This is a genomic window from Aquabacterium sp., assembly GCF_016234775.1.
In the GTDB taxonomy this organism is placed as follows: domain Bacteria; phylum Pseudomonadota; class Gammaproteobacteria; order Burkholderiales; family Burkholderiaceae_C; genus Aquabacterium.
Genome location: NZ_JACRAH010000036.1, coordinates 116,534 through 140,747, shown reverse-complemented (window position 1 = coordinate 140,747; position 24,214 = coordinate 116,534). Strand labels below are relative to the sequence as shown.

20 protein-coding genes and 1 riboswitch are annotated in these 24,214 nt (G+C 63.0%); of the genes, 11 read left to right on the top strand and 9 right to left on the bottom strand.

Features of this window, described 5'->3' with window-relative positions:
• Positions 1-54: 54 nt before the first annotated feature.
• Together purB and HY836_RS10755 are read right to left on the bottom strand one after the other, a co-directional pair.
• The gene (purB, locus tag HY836_RS10760; RefSeq protein WP_290676148.1) at positions 55-1,431 is read right to left on the bottom strand and encodes an adenylosuccinate lyase; all 1,377 of its coding nucleotides are present in this window, start codon (positions 1,429-1,431) and stop codon (positions 55-57) included.
• A gap of 66 nt (positions 1,432-1,497) precedes the next feature.
• Complete coding sequence (locus HY836_RS10755) at positions 1,498-2,964, bottom strand: DUF898 family protein (RefSeq protein ID WP_290676147.1); 1,467 nt, start codon at positions 2,962-2,964, stop codon at positions 1,498-1,500.
• 143 nt (positions 2,965-3,107) lie between these two features.
• Here HY836_RS10755 and HY836_RS10750 point away from each other — a divergent pair, with 143 nt between their 5' ends.
• Positions 3,108-3,728: a glutathione S-transferase N-terminal domain-containing protein gene (locus tag HY836_RS10750; RefSeq protein WP_290676146.1), complete on the top strand. Its 621-nt coding sequence runs from the start codon at positions 3,108-3,110 to the stop codon at positions 3,726-3,728.
• Positions 3,729-3,740: 12 nt separating this feature from the next.
• Here HY836_RS10750 and HY836_RS10745 read toward each other — a convergent pair whose 3' ends face one another.
• Positions 3,741-5,405, bottom strand: coding sequence for an FMN-binding glutamate synthase family protein (locus HY836_RS10745; RefSeq protein ID WP_290676145.1), 1,665 nt, complete (start codon positions 5,403-5,405; stop codon positions 3,741-3,743).
• A gap of 152 nt (positions 5,406-5,557) precedes the next feature.
• A riboswitch (SAM riboswitch) is annotated at positions 5,558-5,632 on the top strand.
• A gap of 52 nt (positions 5,633-5,684) precedes the next feature.
• Here HY836_RS10745 and HY836_RS10740 point away from each other — a divergent pair.
• A complete protein-coding gene (locus HY836_RS10740) occupies positions 5,685-6,896 on the top strand; it encodes a homoserine O-acetyltransferase (protein ID WP_290676144.1) in 1,212 nt (403 codons plus the stop codon).
• Between the two features lie 11 nt (positions 6,897-6,907).
• Positions 6,908-7,498: a methionine biosynthesis protein MetW gene (metW, locus tag HY836_RS10735; RefSeq protein ID WP_290676143.1), complete on the top strand. Its 591-nt coding sequence runs from the start codon at positions 6,908-6,910 to the stop codon at positions 7,496-7,498.
• A gap of 4 nt (positions 7,499-7,502) precedes the next feature.
• On the opposite strand, the gene HY836_RS10730 is transcribed toward metW, so the two are convergent.
• The 5 genes from HY836_RS10730 to HY836_RS10710 all read right to left on the bottom strand — a co-directional run bounded on the left by HY836_RS10730 (position 7,503) and on the right by HY836_RS10710 (position 14,305).
• Positions 7,503-8,360 carry a DUF1571 domain-containing protein gene (locus tag HY836_RS10730; RefSeq protein WP_290676142.1) on the bottom strand — a complete coding sequence of 286 codons (858 nt, stop codon included), beginning with the start codon at positions 8,358-8,360 and terminating at the stop codon, positions 7,503-7,505.
• Between the two features lie 254 nt (positions 8,361-8,614).
• Positions 8,615-9,730 (bottom strand): porin, encoded by a 1,116-nt coding sequence (locus HY836_RS10725; protein WP_290676141.1) that lies wholly within the window; start codon positions 9,728-9,730, stop codon positions 8,615-8,617.
• 339 nt (positions 9,731-10,069) lie between these two features.
• Positions 10,070-11,986, bottom strand: a complete 1,917-nt coding sequence (recQ, locus tag HY836_RS10720) for a DNA helicase RecQ (protein ID WP_290676140.1) — start codon at positions 11,984-11,986, stop codon at positions 10,070-10,072.
• A gap of 84 nt (positions 11,987-12,070) precedes the next feature.
• Positions 12,071-13,639, bottom strand: a complete 1,569-nt coding sequence (locus HY836_RS10715) for a methyl-accepting chemotaxis protein (RefSeq protein ID WP_290676139.1) — start codon at positions 13,637-13,639, stop codon at positions 12,071-12,073.
• A gap of 183 nt (positions 13,640-13,822) precedes the next feature.
• Positions 13,823-14,305: a thioesterase family protein gene (locus tag HY836_RS10710; protein WP_290676138.1), complete on the bottom strand. Its 483-nt coding sequence runs from the start codon at positions 14,303-14,305 to the stop codon at positions 13,823-13,825.
• A 59-nt stretch (positions 14,306-14,364) separates the two neighbouring features.
• Between HY836_RS10710 and HY836_RS10705 the strand changes: the two genes are divergently transcribed.
• From HY836_RS10705 to HY836_RS10670, 8 genes are all read left to right on the top strand, one after another.
• Positions 14,365-15,153, top strand: a complete 789-nt coding sequence (locus HY836_RS10705; RefSeq protein WP_290676137.1) for an SDR family NAD(P)-dependent oxidoreductase — start codon at positions 14,365-14,367, stop codon at positions 15,151-15,153.
• Between the two features lie 133 nt (positions 15,154-15,286).
• The gene (locus tag HY836_RS10700; RefSeq protein ID WP_290676136.1) at positions 15,287-15,988 is read left to right on the top strand and encodes a TetR/AcrR family transcriptional regulator; all 702 of its coding nucleotides are present in this window, start codon (positions 15,287-15,289) and stop codon (positions 15,986-15,988) included.
• 21 nt (positions 15,989-16,009) lie between these two features.
• Complete coding sequence (locus tag HY836_RS10695) at positions 16,010-17,632, top strand: carboxyl transferase domain-containing protein (RefSeq protein ID WP_290676135.1); 1,623 nt, start codon at positions 16,010-16,012, stop codon at positions 17,630-17,632.
• Positions 17,633-17,643: 11 nt separating this feature from the next.
• A complete protein-coding gene (locus HY836_RS10690) occupies positions 17,644-18,480 on the top strand; it encodes an enoyl-CoA hydratase/isomerase family protein (RefSeq protein ID WP_290676134.1) in 837 nt (278 codons plus the stop codon).
• Positions 18,481-18,613: 133 nt separating this feature from the next.
• Positions 18,614-20,602 (top strand): acetyl/propionyl/methylcrotonyl-CoA carboxylase subunit alpha, encoded by a 1,989-nt coding sequence (locus tag HY836_RS10685; protein WP_290676133.1) that lies wholly within the window; start codon positions 18,614-18,616, stop codon positions 20,600-20,602.
• 15 nt (positions 20,603-20,617) lie between these two features.
• A complete protein-coding gene (locus HY836_RS10680) occupies positions 20,618-21,544 on the top strand; it encodes a hydroxymethylglutaryl-CoA lyase (protein WP_290676132.1) in 927 nt (308 codons plus the stop codon).
• Between the two features lie 30 nt (positions 21,545-21,574).
• Complete coding sequence (locus tag HY836_RS10675) at positions 21,575-22,753, top strand: isovaleryl-CoA dehydrogenase (RefSeq protein WP_290676131.1); 1,179 nt, start codon at positions 21,575-21,577, stop codon at positions 22,751-22,753.
• 44 nt (positions 22,754-22,797) lie between these two features.
• A complete protein-coding gene (locus HY836_RS10670; RefSeq protein ID WP_290676130.1) occupies positions 22,798-23,400 on the top strand; it encodes a TetR/AcrR family transcriptional regulator in 603 nt (200 codons plus the stop codon).
• Here HY836_RS10670 and HY836_RS10665 read toward each other — a convergent pair whose 3' ends face one another.
• Entirely contained in the window at positions 23,401-24,162 is a 762-nt protein-coding gene (locus HY836_RS10665; protein WP_290676129.1) for a class II glutamine amidotransferase, read from the bottom strand.
• Positions 24,163-24,214: the final 52 nt, after the last annotated feature.

Below are 24,214 nucleotides of genomic sequence, written 5' to 3'. Positions count from 1 at the left end.
CACAAACGGATCGCGGGCCACTTCAAGTGAGCGACAAGGCGCTCATCAGCGGGTTCAGACGCGCTTGGCCAGCTCCACCGCCTTGCCGATGTAGTTACCAGGCGTCATCTGCATCAGACGCGCCTTCTCTGCTTCAGGCAACTCGAGCGTCTCGATGAAGGCCTGGATGGACTCGCGGGTGATGGCCTTGCCGCGGGTCAGCTCCTTGAGGCGCTCGTAGGGGTTGGGCAAGGCGTAACGGCGCATCACCGTCTGGATGGGCTCGGCCAGCACTTCCCACGAGTTGTCGAGGTCGTCAGCCAGGGCTTGCGGGTTGACTTCCAGCTTGCCCAGGCCACGTGCCAGGCTGTCATACGCCAGCAGGGCGTAACCCAGGGCCACGCCCATGTTGCGCAGCACGGTGGAATCGGTCAGGTCGCGCTGCCAGCGGCTGATCGGCAGCTTCTGGCTCAGGTGCGTCAGCACGGCGTTGGCCAGGCCGAAGTTGCCTTCGGCATTCTCGAAGTCGATCGGATTGACCTTGTGCGGCATCGTGGACGAGCCGATTTCGCCAGCCTTGGTCTTCTGCTTGAAGTAGCCCAGGCTGATGTAGCCCCACACATCGCGCGACCAGTCGATCAGGATGGTGTTGGTGCGCGTGACGGCATCAAACAGCTCGGCCATGTAGTCGTGCGGCTCGATCTGGATGGTGTAGGGGTTGAAGGTCAGGCCCAGTTGGTTCTCGATGACCGACTGGCTGAAGGCTTCCCAGTCCTTGTCAGGATAGGCCGACAGATGGGCGTTGTAGTTGCCCACGGCACCGTTCATCTTGGCCAGCAGCTTAACGTCGGCGATGCGGGCGCGGGCCGTGGCCAGGCGGGCCACCACGTTGGCGATTTCCTTGCCCACGGTGGTGGGGGAAGCCGTCTGGCCGTGCGTGCGGCTCAGCATGGGGATCTCGGCCATGTTGTGGGCCAGGCCGCTGAGCGTGCCGATCAGGCCGTCGATGGCGGGCAGGATCACCTGCTCACGGGCAGCCTTGAGCATCAGGCCGTGGCTGGTGTTGTTGATGTCTTCCGAGGTGCAGGCGAAGTGCACGAACTCGCCGGTCTTTTCCAGCTCGGGGTGATTGGCAAAACGTTGCTTGAGCCAGTACTCGACGGCTTTCACATCGTGGTTGGTGGTCTTTTCGATGTCCTTGATGGACTGGGCATCTGCCTCGGAAAAGCGGGCCACCAGGCCACGCAGGTAACCGCGGGAGGCCTCCGACAGCGAGGGGAACTCGGGCAGGCCGGCGTCAGACAGGGCGATGAACCACTCGACTTCAACCTGCACGCGGCGGTGCATCAGGCCGAACTCGGACAGCAAGGGGCGCAGCGTGGCGACCTTGGCGGCATAGCGGCCGTCCAGCGGCGATAAGGCGGTCAAGGCGGAAAAAGCAGACTGGTTCATGGGCAAAGGTCCGAGACGGGTTACAGATTCGCGGGCGAACCTGCCATTTTACTGCCAGCAAGGCCATCAATAGGTACTTCTCGACCCGGCGCCCATGGCACGCAATCTCGCACTCGCGATTTGACTGGTGTTCGGGCCTTCATACACGGGCCAATGCGCCTTCAGCACGTCGGCATCCACCCGAGACCAGATCGTGAGCGATTGCGCCCGCATGCGACGCGTGGCGATCACCGCCCAAGGCCAGTACAAGCCCAGCGTCAGGACCAGCAGCAAGGCATGCTTGCATTGCAGCATCACAAAATCGGCGACAGACAACTTGCTGCGAAACCGCAGGTAGCGGTTGCCAGACTTGTTCCACACCAGGTTCTGCAAGCGCGCCTGGGCATAGGGCTGCACTGCGGCGCACACGGCCAGGGCCGCAGCCAGCAACAAACCACGCTCGATCGTCAAATTGAGCTTGCCGCGCATGACCAGCACGGCCGCCAGCACCATGGCCGCCACGCCCAGGCTGAACACCGTGGCCAGCATGGCCCACACCAGCGTGCGCAGAAACATCATCATCACGGCGGGCTTGCTCGCCTTCCACAGCAGATGCAGGGGCCCCAGACGCAGATGCCGCTGGCGAAACACGTACCAGGTCCACACAAAGGCCGGCATGGCCAGCACCCACAAGGCCAGCGCCGCCCCCCAGGCCACCCAGTTGCCAGGACTGCGCACGATGACGGCTGCCATCAGCAGCCAGGCCACCGCTCCGCCACCAAACAGGGGCGCCCACATCGCCCGGTAGATCTGCTGACAAGTGCCATCGAAGGCCAGCCGCCGATGCGCCCAGCTCAGGTGGGCCATGCGGTGCGTGAGGCTCATGAACACCAGCAAAGGCCAGACCGCCAGTGCCAGCGACAAAGCCAGCATGCCCGCCATCGTGGAGCCTCCGGCCCAGGCACCCATGACACCCAGGATCAAGGCCGCACTGAGTACATAGCGAGGCAGCAGGTTGCCCGGCGGCTCGTGATAGTCCAGCACGTGCCCGGCCACCCTGGTATGGCGCATCAGGTAGCGCTGACTGCGCACCCGAGCCCAGGGTAGATAAAGGCCGGCCGTCAACAACATCATCAACAAGTTGCGCAGCCACACCCGAGCATAGCCTTCGGGCTCACCGTGGAACCGCAGCGGCCAGGATGTCACCACACCATTGGGCAGACGAGGCATCTTCCCGGGCGCGGCACCTGAAGCATGACTGGTCGGGGCACCTGCCGTCGCACCGAACGAGGCACCAAACCCCATGCTCGAAGGCTCCGTCAGCACACCCTCATCCCCCAGCGCATCCAGCCCCTCCTCGTCGGGATCAGGCGGCAAGACAGGCGCACGCAACCGAGCCGACCCGATGGGATCGGGCCAGGCAACTGGAGGCAGGCTCGACCATTCGGGCTCGAGTTCGTCCACCGTTCGCGCGGGAGGCGAGACAGCTTGTTTGGGGGCGAACGGATCCAGCCGGATGACGCGTACTGCTGAGCGGGCGCCGGAATTGTTCATTTCAGCATCAAATGTAACGATTTAGAACCACCTGGGGCCCCGGAACTCCCCCTGATTGGGTGGGTCGACCTCCCGGAAGCCTTACGTGCACGTCAAGCCGCAGTCGGTGGCTAAAATGGGCCCAAACACACATCAAACACAGAATGAAACTGATCGGATCCCTGACCAGCCCCTTTGTCCGCAAAGTTCGGGTCGTGCTGGCCGAGAAGAAGCTCGACTACAAGTTCGACATCGAGGACGTCTGGTCGGCTGACTCAACGATCATGGCGTCCAACCCGCTGGGCAAGGTGCCTTGCCTGGTCATGGAGGGCGGCGAGGCTATTTTTGACTCGCGCGTCATCGTGGAATACGTGGACACGCTCTCCCCCGTCGGCAAGCTCATCCCCCTGAGCGGCCGTGAACGCGTGGAGGTGCGCACCTGGGAGGCCCTGGCCGACGGGTTGCTGGATGCCGCCATCCTCGCCCGCATGGAACAAACGTGGGCCGGCCGCACAGAGGCTCAACGCAGCCAGGCCTGGATCGATCGCCAACTCGACAAGGTGCACGCCAGCGTCAAGGCCATGAGTCTGGGCCTGGGCGACCGCCCCTGGTGCACCGGCAACCACCACAGCCTGGCTGATATCGCCGTGGGCTGTGCGCTGGGTTACCTCGATTTCCGCTTCCCGGAGATCGACTGGCGCAACGATTACCCCAATCTGGGCAAGCTGCATGAAAAACTGATGCAGCGCCCAAGCTTCATCGACACCGCCCCGCCGAAGGCCTGATCGGCCTCGGCCTCAGTGCACGCCGTCCGCCGGCTCGAACGAGTCGGCGCGTGCGCGTTGCCAGTACTGCTCGAACCCGGTCTGGCGCCAAGGCGCTTCGCCGCGCTCGGCCGCCAGCAATTCACCGGGCTTCATGTACGGCAGCAAATTGGCCAGGCGCCCCACTTCGAACCCCGACACCCGCCGCAATATGTGATCGGCAGTGATGTCATTGGGGTGATGCAAGCCAGCGGCCTGCACCAGTTCCTGCAGGGCATGCAAGGTGTTGTGGTGGAAACGGTAGACACGCTCGGCCTTGTCTGGCACCACCAGTGCACGCTGGCGCATCGGATCCTGTGAGGTCACGCCCGTGGGGCACTCGCCTGTGTGGCAGCTTTGCGCCTGGATGCAACCCAACGCGAACATGAAGCCCCGTGCCGAATTGCACCAGTCGGCGCCCAGCGCCATCATGCGGGCGATGTCGAACGCGCTGATCACCTTGCCCGCGCAACCGATCTTGACGCGATGGCGCTCGCCCAGGCCAACCAGCGTGTTGTGAACCAGCAAAAGCCCTTCCTGCAGCGGTGCCCCGACATGGTCGGTGAACTCCAGCGGCGCGGCGCCCGTGCCCCCTTCGGCCCCATCCACCACGATGAAGTCCGGCCAGATGCCGGTCTCGCGCATGGCCTTGGCGATGGCGAACCACTCCCAGACGTGGCCCACGCAGAATTTGAAGCCCACCGGCTTGCCGCCCGATAGCTGGCGCAGGCGCTCGATGAAACGCATCATCTCGATGGGCGAGGAGAATGCCGAATGGCTGGCCGGCGACACACAATCCTTGCCCACCGGCACGCCCCGCGTTTCGGCAATCTCGGGCGTCACCTTCGGCCCTGGCAGCACGCCACCATGGCCGGGCTTGGCACCCTGGCTCAATTTGAGCTCGATCATCTTGACCTGAGGCTCGCGCGCGTTGGCGATGAATTTCGTTTCGTCGAACTGGCCGTCTTCATTGCGGCAACCGAAATAGCCCGAACCGATCTCCCAGATCAGATCGCCACCGGGCTCCCGGTGATAGCGGCTGATCGAGCCCTCTCCGGTGTCATGCGCAAAACGGCCCTTCTTCGCCCCGGCATTCAGCGCCAGCACGGCGTTGGCGCTCAGCGCACCAAAACTCATGGCCGAAATGTTGAAAACGCTCGCGCTGTAAGGCTGCGTGCAGGATGAACCACCCGCGCCAATGGTGACGCGGAAGTCTTCGCTGCCGATGGCCGTGGGTACCATGGAATGGCTGATCCACTCATAGCCGACGGCGCCCACATCTCGCTGGGTGCCGAACGGCCGTTTGTCGGACTCGCCCTTGGCGCGCTGGTAGACCAAAGAGCGCTGCTGTCGCGAAAATGGCGCTGCCTCGTTGTCACTCTCGATGAAGTACTGACGCAACTCCGGGCGCACAAATTCCAGCAGGTAGCGCATGTGGCCGATCACCGGGTAGTTGCGCAGCACCGAGCGACTGGTCTGGCGCATGTCCTTGATGCCCAGCAGCGTCAGAAAGCCGCCGACGACCGCCAACCACAAGCCATATTGGTGATGGTCCATGCCCCACAGCCAGAGCCCCGCCAAGGCCAGGAGCACCACAAACACCCAGGCGCCGTAGCGAATGGGCACGTGTTCATTGAGTCGAATCAACCACCTGGGCATGAGGCCTCCTTATGGAACAGGCGACATGCAAACGCGCCCTTGCACCATGCTACGGCGCGGCCTTGCAGGTCGGTCCATCGCACAACGCGACAAATTGCCGTCAGATTGTGAAATATCACCGTGCACCGCTCGGTTTGAAATGGCGCTACACTGGCGTCCATAGCGCCGATTTGTCCGGATTGCGGGCGCTCAAGAAATTCCGCTAAAGAGGGCGCTGCTAACCGGCCCCTGCTTTCATGCGAGGCCGGTTTTTTGTTGTCTGATCCATCTGCAAGCGTCATGTCCAATCTTGGGGTCGTCACCCCCGCATCCATGCACTTCGGCACGCCCCTGTCGCTGCAAAGCGGCGCGGTGCTGAGCGACTACACCCTGGTCTACGAGACCTACGGGCGGCTGAACGAAGACCGCAGCAACGCGGTGCTCGTGTGCCACGCCCTCAACGCCTCGCACCACGTGGCCGGACTGCATGCCGACGAAAACGGCCAGCCTCTGCCCAAAAGCCAGGGCTGGTGGGACAACATGATCGGCCCCGGCAAACCACTGGACACCGACAAGTTCTTCGTCATCGGCATCAACAACCCAGGTTCGTGCTTTGGCTCGACCGGGCCGATGCACACCAACCCTGCCACCGGCAAGCTCTATGGCGCCGACTTCCCCGTCGTGACGGTGGAAGACTGGGTCAACGCCCAGGCCCGCGTGCTGGATCGCCTGGGCATCAACCAATTGGCCGCTGTGCTGGGTGGCAGCCTGGGTGGCATGCAGGCCCTGAGCTGGACATTGCAATACCCCGAGCGCGTGCGCCATTGCGTGGCCGTGGCCACGGCGCCCAATCTGTCTGCGCAGAACATCGCCTTCAACGAAGTCGCGCGCCGCGCCATCGTGACCGATCCGGATTTCCACAACGGCCATTTCTACGAACATGGGGCGGTGCCACGCCGTGGTCTGCGCGTGGCCCGCATGATCGGCCACATCACTTATCTGTCAGACGACGTGATGGACGAGAAGTTCGGCCGTGAGATGGTCGGCCGCGCCATCGGTGACGAGCCCGCCTACAGCACCCAGGACATCGAGTTCCAGGTGGAAAGCTACCTGCGCTACCAGGGCGACAAGTTCAGCGACTATTTCGACGCCAACACCTACCTGCTGATCACGCGCGCGCTGGATTACTTCGACCCGGCCCGCACCTGCGGCGGCAAATTGTCGGCCGCCATGGCCAAGGCGCTGGCCAAGTTCCTGGTCATCAGCTTCACGACGGACTGGCGTTTCTCGCCGGCCCGCTCGCGCGAGATCGTCAAGGCCCTGGTCGACAACCGCCATGACGTCAGCTATGCCGAGATCGACGCACCTCACGGCCACGACGCTTTCCTGCTCGACGACCCGCGCTACCACGATGTGGTCCGCGCCTATTTCGATCGCATCGCACTGGAACTGCGAGGTCGATCCGCGGCGCTGAGCACATCGAGTGGTCAGCCCTTGAACATGGCGGTGTGATGGAGAAGATGATGAGCAACGACCGCGCCATCCACCAGATCATTGCCGACCTGATTCCCACCGGCTCCCGCGTGCTGGACCTGGGTTGCGGCGACGGTGCCCTGCTGGCCTATCTGCGTGACCACCGCCAATGCACGGGCTATGGCGTGGAGCTGGATGATGCCAAGGTGCTGGAGTGCGTGCGCCGCGGTGTCAACGTGATTCAGCGCAACCTGGAAGAAGGCTTGAGCCTGTTCGAAGACAACAGCTTCGACGTGGTGCTGCAACTCGACACGCTGCAACACCTGCGCAATACCGAAGCCATGCTGCGTGAAACCGCGCGCATTGGCCGCCTGGGCCTGGTGAGCTTCCCCAACTTCGCGCACTGGCAACACCGCCTGAGCGTGCTGCGCGGCCGCATGCCGGTGACAAAGGCCCTGCCCTACCAGTGGTACAACACGCCCAATATCCGCGTGGCGACCTTCGCCGACTTTGAGGTACTGGCGCGCAAGAATGGCCTGCGCACCCTGGCGTCGTTCGGGCTGAACAGCCAGGGAGACGTGGTCCACAACTGGCCCAATCTGATGGCCAGCACGGCGGTGTTCAAGTTCGAGCGCAGTTGATATCTCAGAACGCGTAAGCCTTGTTGGCTGGGTCGAAGTCAGCATCCTGAAACCTGGCTGGCACGATCTTGTCGATGATGATGCGCTCGATCTGTGCGCCTGCTTCATTCCAGGCTTCAATACCCCTCACCATTGGTTGATGGAGCTCCAGAAAAACGCGTGTCTTGTGGGCATAGTGTTTGCGGCTCGGCGCGATCCAGGTCAAAGCCACTACACGAGTGCCATTAACCTGCATCACCTCGATCTGCTGAGGTTGCGAGGGCTGTCCTTCAGCGAGGTACAGGGCCCGTTCTCCGTTGACGATATCGAAGATCGCCTGTATGCCGAGATCGGCCACCGTGTGGTTGGAATTGTTGCGCGCAAAGACACCGTGGATGGACGTCCAGATCGACATCACGTTGAAGAGCCCTCCGATGTGGCCATACATCTCGTCCTTGCGCTTGCTTTCGTCAAAAATCATTTCCTGACCGGCCTTGGCACCACCTTCGAGCCACTTGACGTAGACCTGCCGAGGCTTTTGTCGGTACTTGATGTAGTTCACAAAGGGCTTGTCAGGCCACACACCGCCTATGCGCTCTTCACGGTGCATCCACAACTCATACTCTGAATAGGGTTGCGCCCCCACCTCCAGATAGGCGGAGATGATGTCGGGGTGGAGTTGCCTGAACACCTTGACCACGTCCTCATCAGACATGGCGGCGATCTCGCCAGCCTTCAGGCGATGCGCGAAGGCCCTGGCCGCCTGGGACTGCGCGGCCAAGGCGCCAGGCTCAACGGGGTTGCTGGCGGCGTGCACCGATGGCAAACCAGCCAGCGCGACCAGCAGGCTGACCAGCACGAGCTTGATGGAAACTGATTTCACGGATGCCTCCAGTTGGCGAGTGGGTTCGCCAGTGTTGGAGACTATGGCCGATTAAACATTGCTCATTATCAAAGCGCGAGACGCCAGGGAATCTTTGTCGATCAAGCACCGCGCCCGAGCGGCAACGGTGTCGCATCAAGCCCCTGCGGGTGGCGCGTTACCAACAACAAAGGCCCCGAAGGGCCTTTGCTTGCTTGAACGGCACGCCCCGCTAGGGGCGTTTTTCATGGGCGATTCAAATCGACAGCGATCGATCAGAAGTTGTGCTTGATGCCAACAGCGTACGATTGACCCGAAGACAGGGCAGTGTGACGGTTGTTGATGAAGGCAGCGTACACATCAGTGCGCTTGGACAGGGTGTAGTCGTAGCCGATGGCAAACACTTCATCCTTTTCAGATGCGGCGTCAGCACTTTCCTTGTACTTGGCCTGACCGAACGACACCATCACGGTGGCCTTGTCAGTCACAGGGATGGAAGCGCCCACTTGGAAGATCTTGGTCTTGGCGTTGGCGCCAGAGAACAGTTCGGCGGTGTCAGGCGTATCGACATCGTCGTCCAGATCGCCAACAACCAAACCACCGGTCGTCTTAACCGTGGTGTACTGAGCAAAGCCCTTGACCACGCCGAAGTCGTAGCTGGCACCCAGGTTCCAGACATTCTGGTCCAAGGTGTAAGCAGTCTTGGTGTAAGTGGTTGTGCCGTTGGCGCTAGACGTGTTGCCACCCTTGACGTAGGTCAGCGCAGCGCTCAGAGGGCCGGCGTTGTACGAACCCATCAGCGCGTAACTGTTCTTGGAGGTAGCTGCCGTGCTTTCCTTGGCGGCGTACTGAGCTACAGCCTGGAAGCCAGACACCACAGGCGACTCATAGGTCACCGAATTCACGAAGCCGGTATCAAAACCCAGAGCAGCGGAATCGCCACCGCTGTAGAAATGACGCATCGTGGGCGACACCACCATCGAGCTGCCGAAGGGGTTGTAGGTGTAGCCAGAAGTGAACAGCGGGTTATCGTATTGACCCAGCGCCACGCGACCGAAGTTGCCGGTCAGGCCAACCCAGGAGCCACGGCCCCAGAAGCCACCAGCCAGGTTAGGACCATTCTTGCCGGTGTCGGCATTCAGGAAGCTTTCCAGGGCAAATTCAGCCTTCAGGCCGCCACCCAGATCTTCGGAACCGGCAAAACCGATGTAGCTGGTCATCATGGAGCCGCTGGTTACTTCCGTTGTGCGCGCCTTGACACCCTTGACGTGGGCAGCTTCCAAGGAAGCCAGGCCAGCATCGATCGTGCCGTACAGCTTGACGTCAGCGTGGGCAGCGCCAGCGACAGCCAGCAAGGCAGCAACAGCCACCAGGTTCTTCTTTGCAAACATTGAGTTCTCCTAGCAATGAGATGAACAAGAAATTTGAACAGGGAGGACACTGAAAACAGCGCCCAACCACGAAGTTCATTGTGGGACGGAAAGTCCGCCGGATGGACTTAAAGCAAGAATCGTGACAGCTTTAGCCCCTGGTTTTTGCGTATTTTCGTTGCCACATGACAACAAATGAGTCAATTTCCATTGGATTTCAGGACAAAACGCCGCCAATTCAGTGGTTTTAACGCAAAAACTCATTGCCTAGGCAATCGAATGAAAAAACGCACCACCGGGGTGCAACATCAATCAGAGAACCTGGTTTTTCAAGACAAATTGCCCCAGTTCAGGGCGGAATCACGCCCGCAGAACCCTCAAAATTTGCTCGCCATACGCCTCAAGCTTCTTGCCCCCCACGCCGCTGATGCTGCCCAACTCGCCCAAGGTTTGGGGCGAAATTCGCGCCATGTCGGCCAGCGTGGCATCGTGAAACACCACGTAAGCCGGCAGGTTGTGCTCGCGCGCCACCCCGGCTCGCCAGGCCTTGAGGTCGTTGTAACGAGACAGCGCGTCGCCAGTCAGATCAGCTGGCGCAGAGGCCACCTTGCCGCCCGATTTGGTCACACGACCACGACGCGGCGCTTCAACCGCCTCGCGCAAGGTGAGATTGACCTCACCCTTGAGCACGGCTCGGGCACTGTCCGTCAAGGTCAGGGTGTTGAACTCCCCTTCCGCGACCACGTGGCCCAGCGCAACCAGCTGGCGCAACACAGCGCGCCACTGGTTTTCCGACAGATCAGCCCCCACGCCGAAGGTGCTGAGGCTCTGGTGACCATATTGCTGCACCTTGTCCGTCTGCTTGCCACGCAGCACGTCGATCAGGTGACCCGCGCCAAAGCGCTGGCGGCCGTGCTGCCAGAAACGGTAAATGCAACTGAGCATCTTGCGCGCGGCCTCGGTACCATCCCAGGTGGCGGGGGGATGCAGGCAGTTATCGCAATTGCCACAGGGTTTGCTCTCCTCGCCAAAATAGGCCAGCAGGCGCACGCGACGGCAGTCATGGGCTTCGGCCAGCGCCAGCAAGGCATCGAGCTTGCCGCGCTGGATGCGCTTGAAGTCGTCTGCCGCCGGGCTTTCATCGATCATGCGGCGCTGGTTGACCACGTCGGCCAGGCCATAGGTCAGCCAGGCATCGGCATCACCGCCATCACGGCCGGCACGCCCGGTCTCCTGGTAATAGGCTTCGATGTTCTTGGGCAGGTCCAGGTGGGCCACGAAGCGCACGTCGGGCTTGTCGATGCCCATGCCGAAGGCGATGGTGGCGACCATGACCAGGCCGTCTTCACGCAGGAAGCGGTCCTGGTGCTTCTGGCGCACGGCTGAATCCAGCCCGGCGTGATACGGCAGCGCCGAGATGCCCTGCTCATTGAGCCAGGCGGCCGTTTCTTCCACCTTCTTGCGGCTCTGGCAATAGACGATGCCGGCGTCACCGTCGTGCTCGTCACGGATGAAGCGCAGCAGCTGTTGCCTCGGATTGTCTTTTTCTACCAGGGCGTAGCGGATATTGGGCCGGTCGAAGCTGCTGATGAAGACACGGGCTTCCTGCAACTGCAGGCGCTCGATCATGTCGGCGCGGGTTTGATCGTCAGCGGTGGCGGTCAGGGCCAGACGCGGCACATCGGGAAAGCGCTCGTGCAGCATGCTCAGCTGCAGGTAGTCTTCCCGGAAATCGTGTCCCCACTGACTGACGCAGTGCGCCTCGTCAATCGCAAACAGGCTGAGCAGACCGCGCTCGTGCAGGCTGGCGAGCTGGGCCTGAAAGCGCAGGTTGGTGACGCGCTCCGGCGCCGCATACAGCAGCACCAGTCGGCCGGACATCATCTCGCGCTCGATGCGCTGGGTGTCTTCCTGGCTGAGGCTGCTGTTGAGGAAGGCCGCATGCACGCCGACTTCTTCCAGCGCACCAACCTGATCGTGCATCAGCGCGATCAAGGGCGACACCACCACGGTCACGCCCTTGCCGGCGCGATGGCGCGCTATCGCGGGGATCTGGTAGCACAGGCTCTTGCCGCCACCGGTGGGCATCAGCACCAAGGCATCGTTGCCCGCCGTGACGTGATCGACGATGGCCTGCTGCTGCCCCCGGAAGGCGGCGTAGCCAAAGACCTCCTGAAGGATGGTCAAGGGCTCGGTGGACGATGCAGCCTGGTCAGAGGCCGCGCTGGGCAGTGCAGACACGTTGGGGCGGAAATGGGCAGCGGGTGAATGCGCCATGCAGGTGGCGCCAAGGCCCTATTGTCGCCCCTGACCGGGCGCCCCCGACGGCAAGGCCCCAATCAGAGGGGCCCGCCGCAGGACTCAAGCTCGAAAGAAGCTGACCGACCCTTGCAAAGCCTGCGCCTGTTGCTGCAATGATGACGCTGCAGCAGCGGCCTGTTCTACCAGGGCTGCGTTTTGCTGCATGGTCGTGTCCATGGCGCCAATGGATTGACTGACCTGACTGATCCCCTCAGCTTGTTCTCGTGCGGCGACCGAGATCTCGGAAATCACGTCGCGCACCTGCTTGACCGCCTGAACGGCTTCGGCAATGGTAGAGCCCGCTTCGTCAACCAGGTGGCTGCCACGATCCACGCACTCCACGCTGGCGTTGATCAGGGACTTGATTTCGCGCGCGGCATTGGCACTGCGCTGAGCCAAGGCACGCACTTCGGACGCGACCACGGCGAAGCCTCTGCCCTGCTCACCGGCGCGAGCGGCTTCCACCGCTGCGTTCAGGGCCAGGATATTGGTCTGGAAGGCGATGCCATCAATGACCCCGATGATCTCGGAGATCTTGCGCGAACTGGCATTGATGTCGTTCATGGTCTGCACAACGTCCCCCACCACGGCCCCGCCGCGTTCAGCCACGTCGCTGGCACGGCTGGCCAGATCCTGGGCCTGTGCAGCATGATCCGCACTGTGCTGAACGCCCGTCGACAACTGACTGATGGTCGCCACCGTCTGCTGCAGATTGGACGCCTGAGCTTCGGTACGTGAGGACAAGTCCATGTTGCCCGATGCAATTTCGCCCGAGGCATGCGAGACCATGTCGGCTGACTCTCGCACCTGGCTGACGACACGCAACAGGCTGTCGTTCATCTTGCCCATGGCCGCGCGCAACTGACTGACTTCATCTTGCCCATCGGCGTGGATGGTCACGCGCAGGTTGCCGTTGGCCACCTCGGTGGCCGCAGACACAGCTTGAGCCAGAGGGTCGGTGATGCTGCGCAAGATGAGCCATGCCACCGACGCACCAACGCCCAGCGCCAGCAGGACCACACCCAGCATGGTCATGATGGCCGTCTGCATCCTGGCCTTGGCTGCATCCAGTGCCTGGGCCTGCATGGTTTTGGCCGATGACAGGACACTGGCGACAATCTCATCAATCTTCTTGGTGGGCGGGCGATCCATACCCTTGACGAGCCGATCCACCTCGTGAGCACTGTGATCTGCATTGGCACGGTCATAGTGCGTCAGCGCATCCAGGTACTTCGTCTTGAGTTCGCTCAGCGCGGACTGAGCCTGGTCCACGTCGGACGTGGGCAAGTTCAGGCCGGCCAGAACACCTTTCAGGTCCTGAAGCCTGGCTTGCGTGACCTCGCCCTCTTTGACAAAGGCGGCGCTGTATTTGTCGAAGGCAGCCTGGTCGCCACCGCGCAGCAGCGTGTTCTTCCACTCCTGAATCTGTACCTTGAATGCCACCTGCGCGCCTCGCGACAGGTCAATGGCTTGCTCAAACTGCTGAGCCTTGTGGGCACAAGCTTCGAACTGCGCCTCGTCGGCCTTCAAGGCCCACCCGCCGGTTGCGCCCACTACCAGCAAGGCAACACCCATGGTCCCGCCCAGCACGACTACGCGCGCACCGATCTTCAAATTCGAGAAGTTCATCACGACTCCCAGGTCGTTTCAGGCTGTTGGCTCGCCAGCCCACCGGCGATCGCCGGGGCTGGCTGCGTTGCCAAAACAGCAACGCCCAGCATGAATACCTCTCCGGCTGAAGTTGACTCGTTATCGGGCGAAAAAACCGCTACTTGATGGGGCCCAAAGCTTAAATAAGCATGAAATGAAGGCCTAGTCAGTGCGGTTGGCGGCGCTGGGCGGCTGGGCGGCGACCGCAGAGCAATAAGACGCCAGGAAAGCGGGCGGCATGCGACGCACCTTGCCCTGGGCAATGTCCACACAGACAAACTGTGAGTGGCCGCGGAAAACGGTCGCGCCGTCATCCAGGCGAATGAACTGATATTGGCGTCGCATGGACAGCTTGTCGGCCTGTGTGATCCAGGTCGCCAGCGCCAGTTGCTCACCCAGGCGGGTGGCCTGGATGTAGTTCAACTCATGCTGGCGCACCACCATGCCATGGCCCAGGGTCTCGTACTCGGCTGGCCCCAGCCCCAGCGCAATGGAGTGCGCCCAGGCCACATCCTCCAGCCATTGCAGGTAGACCACATTGTTCGTGTGGCGCATGAGGTCAATGTGCTGATCCTGTACGGACACGTTGAGCACATGCGGGCTGGGGAGGTCCCATTTGAGGTCGGTCACAGAGTTGCTTGTCATGGCTTGTGTGTGATGCGGATTGGCGCCATGATGCCATTCCGCATCCGAAGGGGACGGCCATGAAGATCGCACCTTGCGTTTTCCTGATCACGGGTGGTTGCTCCGGCCTGGGGGCGGCCGCGAGCCTGATGGCCTGGGAGGCTGGCGCCCGCCTGCTGCTGGCCGACCGCTGCGCCCCGCCACCTGATCACCCTTTGCGCCAGCTTGATCCGCACCAGGAACGGTGGCACTGGATGGACACCGATGTCAGCGATGACACACAAGGGTCGGCCGCTGTCTACATGGCGAAGGATCGCTTCGGCAGGCTGGACGTGCTGATCAATGCCGCTGGCGTTGCTTTCGAGGAGAGCCTGCATGGTCGTGAAGGGCCGCACCAGTTGTCCACCTTCCAGCGGGTCATGCAGGTGAACCTCCTGGGCAGCTTCAACATGATGCGGCTGGCCGTGTCGGTGATGATGGCCTCCCCACCTCGGCCTGGCGAGGCCATGGATGCATGCCGCGGGGTGATCATCAACACCGCCTCGATTGCCGCTTTTGACGGGCAGATGGGGCAAGTGGCTTACGCGGCATCGAAAGGTGGCATCGCCGCCATGACCCTGCCCGCAGCACGCGATCTGGCGCGCGACCGCATCCGCGTGATGGCGATTGCGCCCGGCGCCTTCGATACGCCCTTGGTAGCCGGCTTGCCTGAAGAAAGACAAGCCGCCCTGACGGCCAGCGTGCCCTGCCCCGCACGCCTGGGCGCCCCGCACGAATATGCGGCGCTGGTGCGGCACATCGTGGAAAACGACTACCTCAACGGTGAGGTGATACGTCTGGACGGCGGGCTGAGGCTGGCCGCCCGCTGAGTCTGACTCAAAGGGTGAACGCGTTGCGCGCAATGCGTCACAAACACGCGTTTACCCTAAGTTTTTCATTCCCCACAAGCTGAGCGGCCCATGGCATGATCGCGCCATTCTTGAGTGACACTCAATTTTTATCGTGCCCACCAGCCTGCAACGCACCACGCCTCGTCGAGCCAAGTCCCAGGAGCGCATCCAGACGCTGCTGAGTGCCGCTCGACGCGTGTTCTCCGAGCACGGCTACCAGCGCGCCACCACCGCCCAGATTGCCGAAGCGGCGGGCGTCTCCGAGGCGACGGTGTTCACCTACTTCCCCGGCAAGCGCGAACTGTGCATCCAGGTCATCAAGGACTGGTACGACGAGATCAGCAGCGAACTGGAGCGCGACGTGCCGCACCTGCACGGCGTGCACGCCAAGCTCAGCCATGTGGTGCGCGCCCACCTGGTGACCCTGCTGGCCGATGGCTCGGGCATGTGCGCCCTGGTGCTCAGCGAAGGCCGCGCCGCCGAACCCGAACTGGCCCAGGTCATCACCGACTGCAAACGCCGCTACACCGCCCCCTTGATGGACTGCCTGGCCGAAGCCCAGGCGCAGGGCCAGATCCGCCAGGACATGCCACTGCGTCTGCTGCGCGACCTGGTTTACGGCTCGATGGAACACGTGCTGTGGGATGCCATCACCACCATGAAGCGCCCCCGCATCGACACCACGGCCGAGCAACTGACCGAACTGATCTGGAGCGCGCTGATGCCCAAAGACGCCTCCCTGGCGGCCCTCAGCCGTTTCAAGGATGAGGTGAGCGAAGCGCTGCGCCATGTCCAGTCACCGCCCCAATCCTGAGGCCTTTTTACACAGCCCACCATGCCCGTCATCGAGACCCAACTCAATCCGCGCTCCGACGCCTTCAAGGCCAGCGTCCAGGCCATGCAAGCCCTGGTGGACGACCTGGCGCAACAACTCGCCCGCATCGCGCTGGGTGGTGGCGAGGCCCCTCGCGCCAAGCACCTGGCTCGTGGCAAGCTGCTGCCGCGTGACCGCGTGGAGCAACTGCTGGATGCCGGCTCGCCCTTCCTGGAAGTGGCGCCACTCGCTGCTTTGAATGTGTATGACAACGCTGCGCCTTCGGCTGGCGTGATCGCGGGTGTCGGCCGCGTGTCCGGCGTGGAATGCATGATCGTGTGCAACGACGCCACGGTCAAAGGCGGCACCTACTACCCACTGTCGGTCAAGAAGCACCTGCGCGCGCAGGAGATCGCCGCGCAGAACCGCCTGCCCTGCATCTACCTGGTGGACTCGGGCGGCGCCAACCTGCCCAATCAGGACGAGGTCTTCCCGGACCGCGACCACTTCGGCCGCATCTTCTACAACCAGGCCAATATGAGCGCGGTCGGCATCCCGCAGATCGCCGTGGTGATGGGCTCGTGCACGGCTGGCGGCGCCTATGTGCCCGCCATGAGTGACGAGACCATCATCGTGCAGAACCAGGGCACCATCTTCCTGGGCGGCCCGCCGCTGGTGAAGGCGGCCACAGGCGAAGTGGTGAGCGTGGAAGACCTGGGCGGCGGCGACGTGCACACGCGCCTGTCTGGTGTGGCCGATCACCTGGCCCGTGACGACGCCCACGCGCTGGCCCTGGCACGCCAATGCGTGGCGCGCCTGAACTGGCGCAAGACACCCGACATCACGCTGCAGGAACCCCGCGCCCCCCGCTTTGACGAGGCCGAGCTCAACGGCATCATCCCCACCGACACGCGCAAGCCTTTTGACGTGCGCGAGGTGATCGCCCGCATCGTGGACAACTCCGAGTTCGACGAGTTCAAGCCCCGCTATGGCAGCACGCTGGTCACCGGCTTTGCGCACATCGAAGGCATGCCTGTGGGCATCATCGCCAACAACGGCATCCTGTTTTCGGAGAGCGCCAACAAGGGCGCCCACTTCATCGAGCTGTGCTGCCAGCGCAAGATCCCGCTGGTCTTCCTGCAGAACATCACGGGCTTCATGGTGGGCCGCAAGTACGAGAACGAAGGCATTGCGCGCGCAGGCGCCAAGATGGTGACGGCCGTGTCCTGCGCCCAGGTACCCAAGTTCACGGTGATCATCGGTGGCTCGTTTGGCGCCGGCAACTACGGCATGTGCGGCCGGGCCTACAACCCGCGCTTCCTGTGGATGTGGCCGAACGCGCGCATCAGCGTGATGGGTGGTGAACAGGCCGCCAGCGTGCTGGCCACGGTCAAGCGCGATGGCATCGAGGCCAAAACCGGTTTGAAGGGCGAAGAAGCCTGGAGCGCCGATGCAGAAGAAGCCTTCAAGGCACCGATCCGCGAACAGTACGAGGCGCAAGGCCACCCGTATTACGCCTCGGCCCGCCTGTGGGACGACGGCGTGATCCGCCCCACCGACACACGCCGCGTGCTGGCCCTGGCCTTGAGCGCCAGCCTCAATGCACCGATTGGCGACACGCGTTATGGCGTGTTCCGCATGTAAGGAGCGCGCGCATGTCCCGATTGGATATCCAGCATGAAGGGCACGTCTGCCACGTGTACCTGAACCGGCCTGAACTGCGCAACGCGTTTGATGCCGAGACGATTGCCGAATTGACCCACACGTTCAGCGAGTTGGCCACCGACAAGGCCTTGCGTGCCATCGTGCTGGGCGCGCATGGCAAGGCCTTCTGCGCCGGCGCCGATCTGAACTGGATGCGCGCCATGGCCGACTACACCTGGGCCGAGAACCACACCGATGGCGGGCGCCTGGCGCAGATGCTGTGGACGATTGCCAGCAGCCCGGTGCCCGTGATCGCCAAGGTGCAAGGCGACTGTTATGGCGGTGGCGTGGGCCTGGTGGCTTGCTGTGATGTGGTGGTGGCCGCCGAGCAGGTTGGGTTCTGCCTGTCGGAAGCCAAGCTGGGCCTGAGCCCTGCCACCATCAGCCCGTATGTGATCAAGGCACTGGGTGAGCGCGCCGCCAGGCGCTACTTCGTGACGGCCGAGCGCTTCAGTGCAGCGCGTGCGCAGGCGCTGGGACTGGTGCACGAGGTGTGCGCGGCGGATGCCCTGCACGAAGCCACGCAGCAGGTGGTGCACAGCATCACCCACAACGGCCCGGCGGCCGTGCGGGCCTGCAAGCAACTGGTCAAGGACGTGGCGGGCCAGCCGCTGAACGAGACCTTGCGCGACATGACGGCGCGCCGCATCGCCGACATCCGCGCCAGCGATGAAGGCCGCGAAGGCCTGCAGGCCTTCCTGCAAAAGCGCTCACCCGCCTGGCTGGCCGACGCCCGGCCTGCACCGATCAAACCAGGCGTGCGTGATCTCGCCGAACCTAACGACTGAGTACCTCGGGAGCTGTGATGTTTCAAAAGATATTGATCGCCAACCGAGGCGACAAGGCCTCCGGCCTTGCGGCGAAGCCAAATCGCCTGTGCACGCGAAGCGTGCTGCAGGCGAGTTCACCTCGGGAGCTGTGATGTTCCAGAAGATATTGATCGCCAACAGAGGTGAAATCGCCTGCCGTGTGGCCGCCACCGCGCGCCGCATGGGCATCCGCACCGTGGCCGTCTACTCGGACGCCGATGCCAACGCCCAGCACGTCAAAGCCTGTGACGAAGCCGTGCACATCGGCCCCGCCAGCCCGCGTGAAAGCTATCTGCGCGCCGACCGTATCCTGGAGGCCGCCAAGGCCACCGGCGCCCAGGCCGTGCACCCTGGCTACGGCTTCCTGAGCGAAAACGAAGACTTCGCACAAGCTTGCGAAGAGGCCGGCATCGCCTTCATCGGCCCCCCCGCCTCCGCCATTGCGGCCATGGGCAGCAAATCCGCCGCCAAGGCGCTGATGGAAAAGGCCGGTGTGCCGCTGGTGCCGGGCTACCACGGTGACAAGCAGGATGCGGCCTTCCTCAAGGCCCAGGCCGATGCCATGGGCTACCCCGTGCTGATCAAGGCCAGCGCAGGCGGTGGTGGCAAAGGCATGCGCGCCGTGCAAGCTTCAGCCGACTTTGAAGCCGCCCTCGCCTCCTGCCAGCGCGAAGCGCAAGCCAGCTTTGGCAGCGCGCATGTGCTGGTCGAGCGCTACGTTACCCAGCCGCGCCACATCGAGATCCAGCTCTTTGGTGACCAGCAGGGCAACTACGTCTACCTCTTCGAACGCGACTGTTCGGTACAGCGCCGCCACCAGAAGGTGCTGGAAGAAGCCCCTGCTCCCGGCATGACGGCCGAGCGCCGCCAGCAGATGGGTGAAGCCGCCATCGCTGCAGCGCGCAGCGTGGGCTATGTGGGCGCGGGCACGGTCGAGTTCATCTGCGAGCAGGACGGCCGCTTCTACTTCATGGAAATGAACACCCGCCTGCAGGTGGAGCACCCCGTCACCGAGGCCATCACCGGCCTGGACCTGGTCGAGTGGCAGCTGCGCGTGGCTGCTGGTGAGCCGCTGCCTTTGAAGCAGGATCAGCTGCAGCTCAAGGGCCATGCGATTGAAGCCCGCATCTGCGCCGAGAACCCCGCACAGCAGTTCCTGCCCGCCACCGGCACCTTGCAGATCCTGCGCACACCCGCCTCGTCTTCATTTGAAGTGGCCCCCGTGCGCGTAGACAGCGGCGTGCGCGAAGGCGACGTGATCTCGCCGTATTACGACTCGATGATCGCCAAGCTCATCGTGTGGGGCGAAGACCGCGATGCCGCACTGAGCCGGCTGGATGCAGCCCTGCGTGACCTGCACATCACGGGCCTGCACACCAATGTGGCCTTTGTGCGCCGTGTGATCCATACCGCCTCCTTCTCGAAGGCCCACCTAGACACCGCCTTGATCGAGCGCGAGCATGCGGCCTTGTTCCAGGCGCCTGGCGTGCCCGCCGAGGTGGCCATTGGGGCCGCCATGGCCAGCCTCTTGCGCCCGGCCAAGGCCGCCCATGGCAGCAAGGCGCGAGACCCCTGGTCCGTGCAAGACGGCTGGCGCCTGTCGGGCCAGCCGCGCCATCGCGAGGTGCTGCTGCATGAGGGCCAGCCCCTCACCGTGACCACCACCTGCGTAGGCCCGCAGGACTATGAGCTGCAGGTCGGAGATCAAGTCAGCAAACTGAGCCTGCTGAGCGCACAAGGCGACCAGCAAGACATCAGCCTCAACGACCAGCGACTGCGCATCAGCGCCTACCGCCATGAAGACGACATCCATGTCTTCACATCGGAAGGCGCGGTGCACCTGCAACGCGTGAACCCCTTGACCCTGGTCGACCACAGCCACCAGGGCACAGGCCGACTGACCGCGCTGATGCCCGGCAAGGTCGTGGCCCTGCTGGTGAAAGAAGGCCAGCAGGTCAAACAAGGCGAGCCCCTGGCCGTGACCGAGGCCATGAAAATGGAACACACGCTCACCGCGCCGCAAGATGGCACCGTGGCGGCCATCCTGTGCGCCGTGGGTGACCAGGTGGCAGAAGGTGTCGAACTGCTGCGCATCGACTAACCAGAGGTCCTCATCATGATTCCTTCTCACTTCCCCAGACAGGTCTCACTGGTTGATGTGGGCCCGCGCGACGGCCTGCAGAATGAGGCCCGCCCCGTTGATGCGACCGACAAGATCGAGCTGGTGCACCGCTTGCAGCAGGCCGGCCTCAAGCAGATCGAAGTCACCAGCTTCGTGAGCCCCAAGTGGGTGCCGCAAATGGCCGACAACGCCGAGGTCATGGCCGGCATCCAGCGCCAGGACACCGTTCGCTACTCCGTGCTCACGCCCAATATGAAGGGCTTTGAAGGCGCCCTGGCCGCCGGTGCCGATGAGGTCGTCATCTTTGCGGCAGCCAGCGAGGCCTTCAGCCAGCGCAACATCAACTGCTCGATCGCCGAATCCATCGAACGCTTCCGGGCCGTGGCCGATGCGGCGCGTGCCACCGGCATGCGTGTGCGGGCTGCTGTCTCGTGCGCCCTGGGCTGCCCGTATCAAGGCGAGGTGTCCGTCGATGCGGTGGAGGACGTGGTCAAGCGCCTGCTCGACATCGGCAGCGACCACATCGGCATTGCCGACACCATCGGCGTGGGTACCGCAGGCCGCGTCAAGCAAGTGATGGAGCGTGCGCTCAAGCATGTGCCGATTGCCGAACTCAGCGGCCACTTCCACGACACCTATGGCCAGGCCCTGACCAACATCTACGGCTGCCTGGAACTGGGCATCCACACCTTCGATGCCAGCGTGGCCGGGCTGGGCGGTTGCCCGTATGCCAAGGGTGCCACCGGCAACGTGGCCACCGAAGACGTGGTCTACCTGCTGCACGGCCTGGGCATTCAGACCGGCATCGACCTGGGCAAGCTGGTGGACGCGGCGGATTTCATCTCCGGTGTGTTGGGCCGCAAGCCCGTGTCGCGCGTCAGCAATGCCTTGCTGGCCAAGCGCGCGCACCCCACCACCTGATTCAACCCATATACCCGAGGAGACAAGACCATGAACCTGCCAGGCCTGAACCACCAGCTCGGTGAAGACATCGACGCCCTGCGCGACACCGTCCAGCACTTCGTTGCCAAGGAGCTGGCGCCCATCGCCGCAGACGTGGAACGCGAGAACAACTTCCCCGCGCAGATGTGGAAGAAGCTGGGCGACCTGGGCGTGCATGGCCTGACCGTGCCCGAAGAATATGGCGGCACCAACTTGGGCTACCTGGCTCACATGGTGGCCATGGAAGAAGTCAGCCGCGGCAGCTCGGCCGTGGCCCTGAGCTATGGCGCGCACTCCAACCTGTGCGTCAACCAGATCTACCGCAATGGCAGCGAGGCCCAGCGCCAGAAGTACCTGCCCAAGCTGATCAGTGGTGATCACGTCGGCGCCCTGGCCATGAGCGAACCCAACGCCGGCTCTGACGTGGTCAGCATGAAGCTGCGCGCCGACAAGCGTGGCGACCGCTATGTGCTCAACGGCAGCAAGATGTGGATCACCAATGGCGGTGACGCTGACACCCTGGTCGTGTATGCCAAGACCGAGCCAGAGGCCGGTGCCAAAGGCATGACCGCCTTCATCATCGAAAAGGGCTTCAAGGGTTTTGGCAAGGGCAGCAAGCTCGACAAGCTGGGCATGCGTGGCTCCAACACCTACCCGCTGTTCTTCGAAGACTGCGAAGTCCCTGCCGAGAACATCCTGGGGGGCGAAGGCAACGGCGCCAAGGTGCTGATGAGCGGCCTGGACTACGAACGCGCCGTGCTTTCGGGCGGCCCGCTGGGCATCATGCAGGCCGTGATGGACAACATCGTGCCCTACATCCACGAGCGCAAGCAGTTCGGCCAGGCCATTGGCGAGTTCCAGTTGCTGCAAGGCAAGGTGGCCGACATGTACACCATGCAGCAGGCCGTCAAATCGTTTGCCTACACAGTAGCCAAAAACCTTGACAACCTGGGCGACAAGCATGCCCGCCATGTGCGCAAGGATTGCGCCGCCTTGATCCTCATGGCGGCCGAGAAGGCCACCTGGATGGCCTCCGAGGGCATCCAGATCTTCGGTGGCAACGGCTACATCAACGAATACCCGCTGGGCCGCCTGTGGCGTGATGCCAAGCTGTACGAGATCGGCGCCGGCACGTCCGAAATTCGCCGCATGCTGATAGGGCGGGAGTTGTTTGCCGAGACGATGTGAATGCTGAGGGGGGGGATGCCATGCGCAGCATGGACAATAGGCACATGGACAACGTAGGCACTCCCCCCCGCACTTATCACCACGGCAATCTGCGCGCGGCCCTGATTGAGGCGGGGCTGGCAGCCCTGGAACAAAGCGACTTGGCAGACTTCAGCCTGCGCGCCGTGGCCCGGGAGGTGGGTGTGTCGGCCAACGCGGCCTACCGGCACTTCGCCAACAAGGATGACCTGCTCGGCGCGGTGGCAGCAGAAGGCTTCCGACGCTTTGCCGCGCAGCAGGCCGCTGCGGCACAAGGTGCCGCCAATACGCTGAACCTGCAGTCGGCCACGGCCAAGGCCTATGTGACGTTCGCTCAAGCCCATCCCGCGCTGTTCAGGCTGATGTTCAGCCGTTTCCTCTATGCCAGCAGCAGCGAAGACCTGAAAACGGCGGCCTCCACGGCGTTCCAGCTCTTGCTGCAGGCTTCAGCCCAGCAGGCCGGTGTACCACCTGACAGCGAACAGGCCCTGATGACGGCCATCGCAAACTGGAGCATGGTGCATGGCCTGAGCCACCTGCTGCTGGACGGGCAGTTGAGTGGCTTCGGCTTCAGCATGGACAAGATGATCGAGGGCATCGTGTGCCTGCGGGGCCAAGGCCCGGCCTGATCACACCGCCGATACCGGCGCCCCACCAACGAAAGCCTTCAACTCACCGGCGGACATCGCCGTCCACGGCTCATTGAGGGTCAAGGGCTCGGTCGCGATCACGGCCACACGGTCATCCACTGCGGCCATTTCGGCAAAGTTCACGGCCATATCCTGATCCTGCAAGCGCGCCATGCCAAAGGGGTGCTGGCGCACCAGGTAGTGCAGCTTGGTCGAACAATGCGCCCACAAGGCCTCGCCCTGGCTGAGCATGAAGTTGAAGGTGCCATGCCGGGCCACCTGAGGCACCAGTTCCGTCAAGGTGGCAGTGAGCTCGGCCACGCTGGGCATGCTGGCATGACTCTTGGCCAGCTCCTGCATGAGCCAGCAAAACGCGCGTTCGCTGTCGGTATCACCCACCGGTCGAAACGCGGCGTGCAGCTTGGGGTGAAAGTCCACCAGGTTGCCGTTGTGGGCAAACGCCCAATAGCACCCCCACAGCTCTCGCACAAACGGGTGGCAGTTCTCCAGCGCCACACGCCCCTGCGTGGCCTTGCGAATGTGGGCAATCACATGTTGGCTCTGAATCGGGTAACGCTTGATCAGTTCCGCCACGGGCGAGACACTGGCGGCTTGGTGATCCACGAACAAGCGCACACCACGCCCTTCAAAAAAGGCGATGCCAAACCCATCCGCATGCTCGCAGGCCCGGGTGGCAAAACCCGAAAAGCTGAAAACGATGTCGGTGGGCGTGTTGCAGTTCATGCCCAGCAACTGACACATGGGGGCGCTCCTGAAATAGATGCCCGAGGGGCAAACCCCGCCATGGTACCCG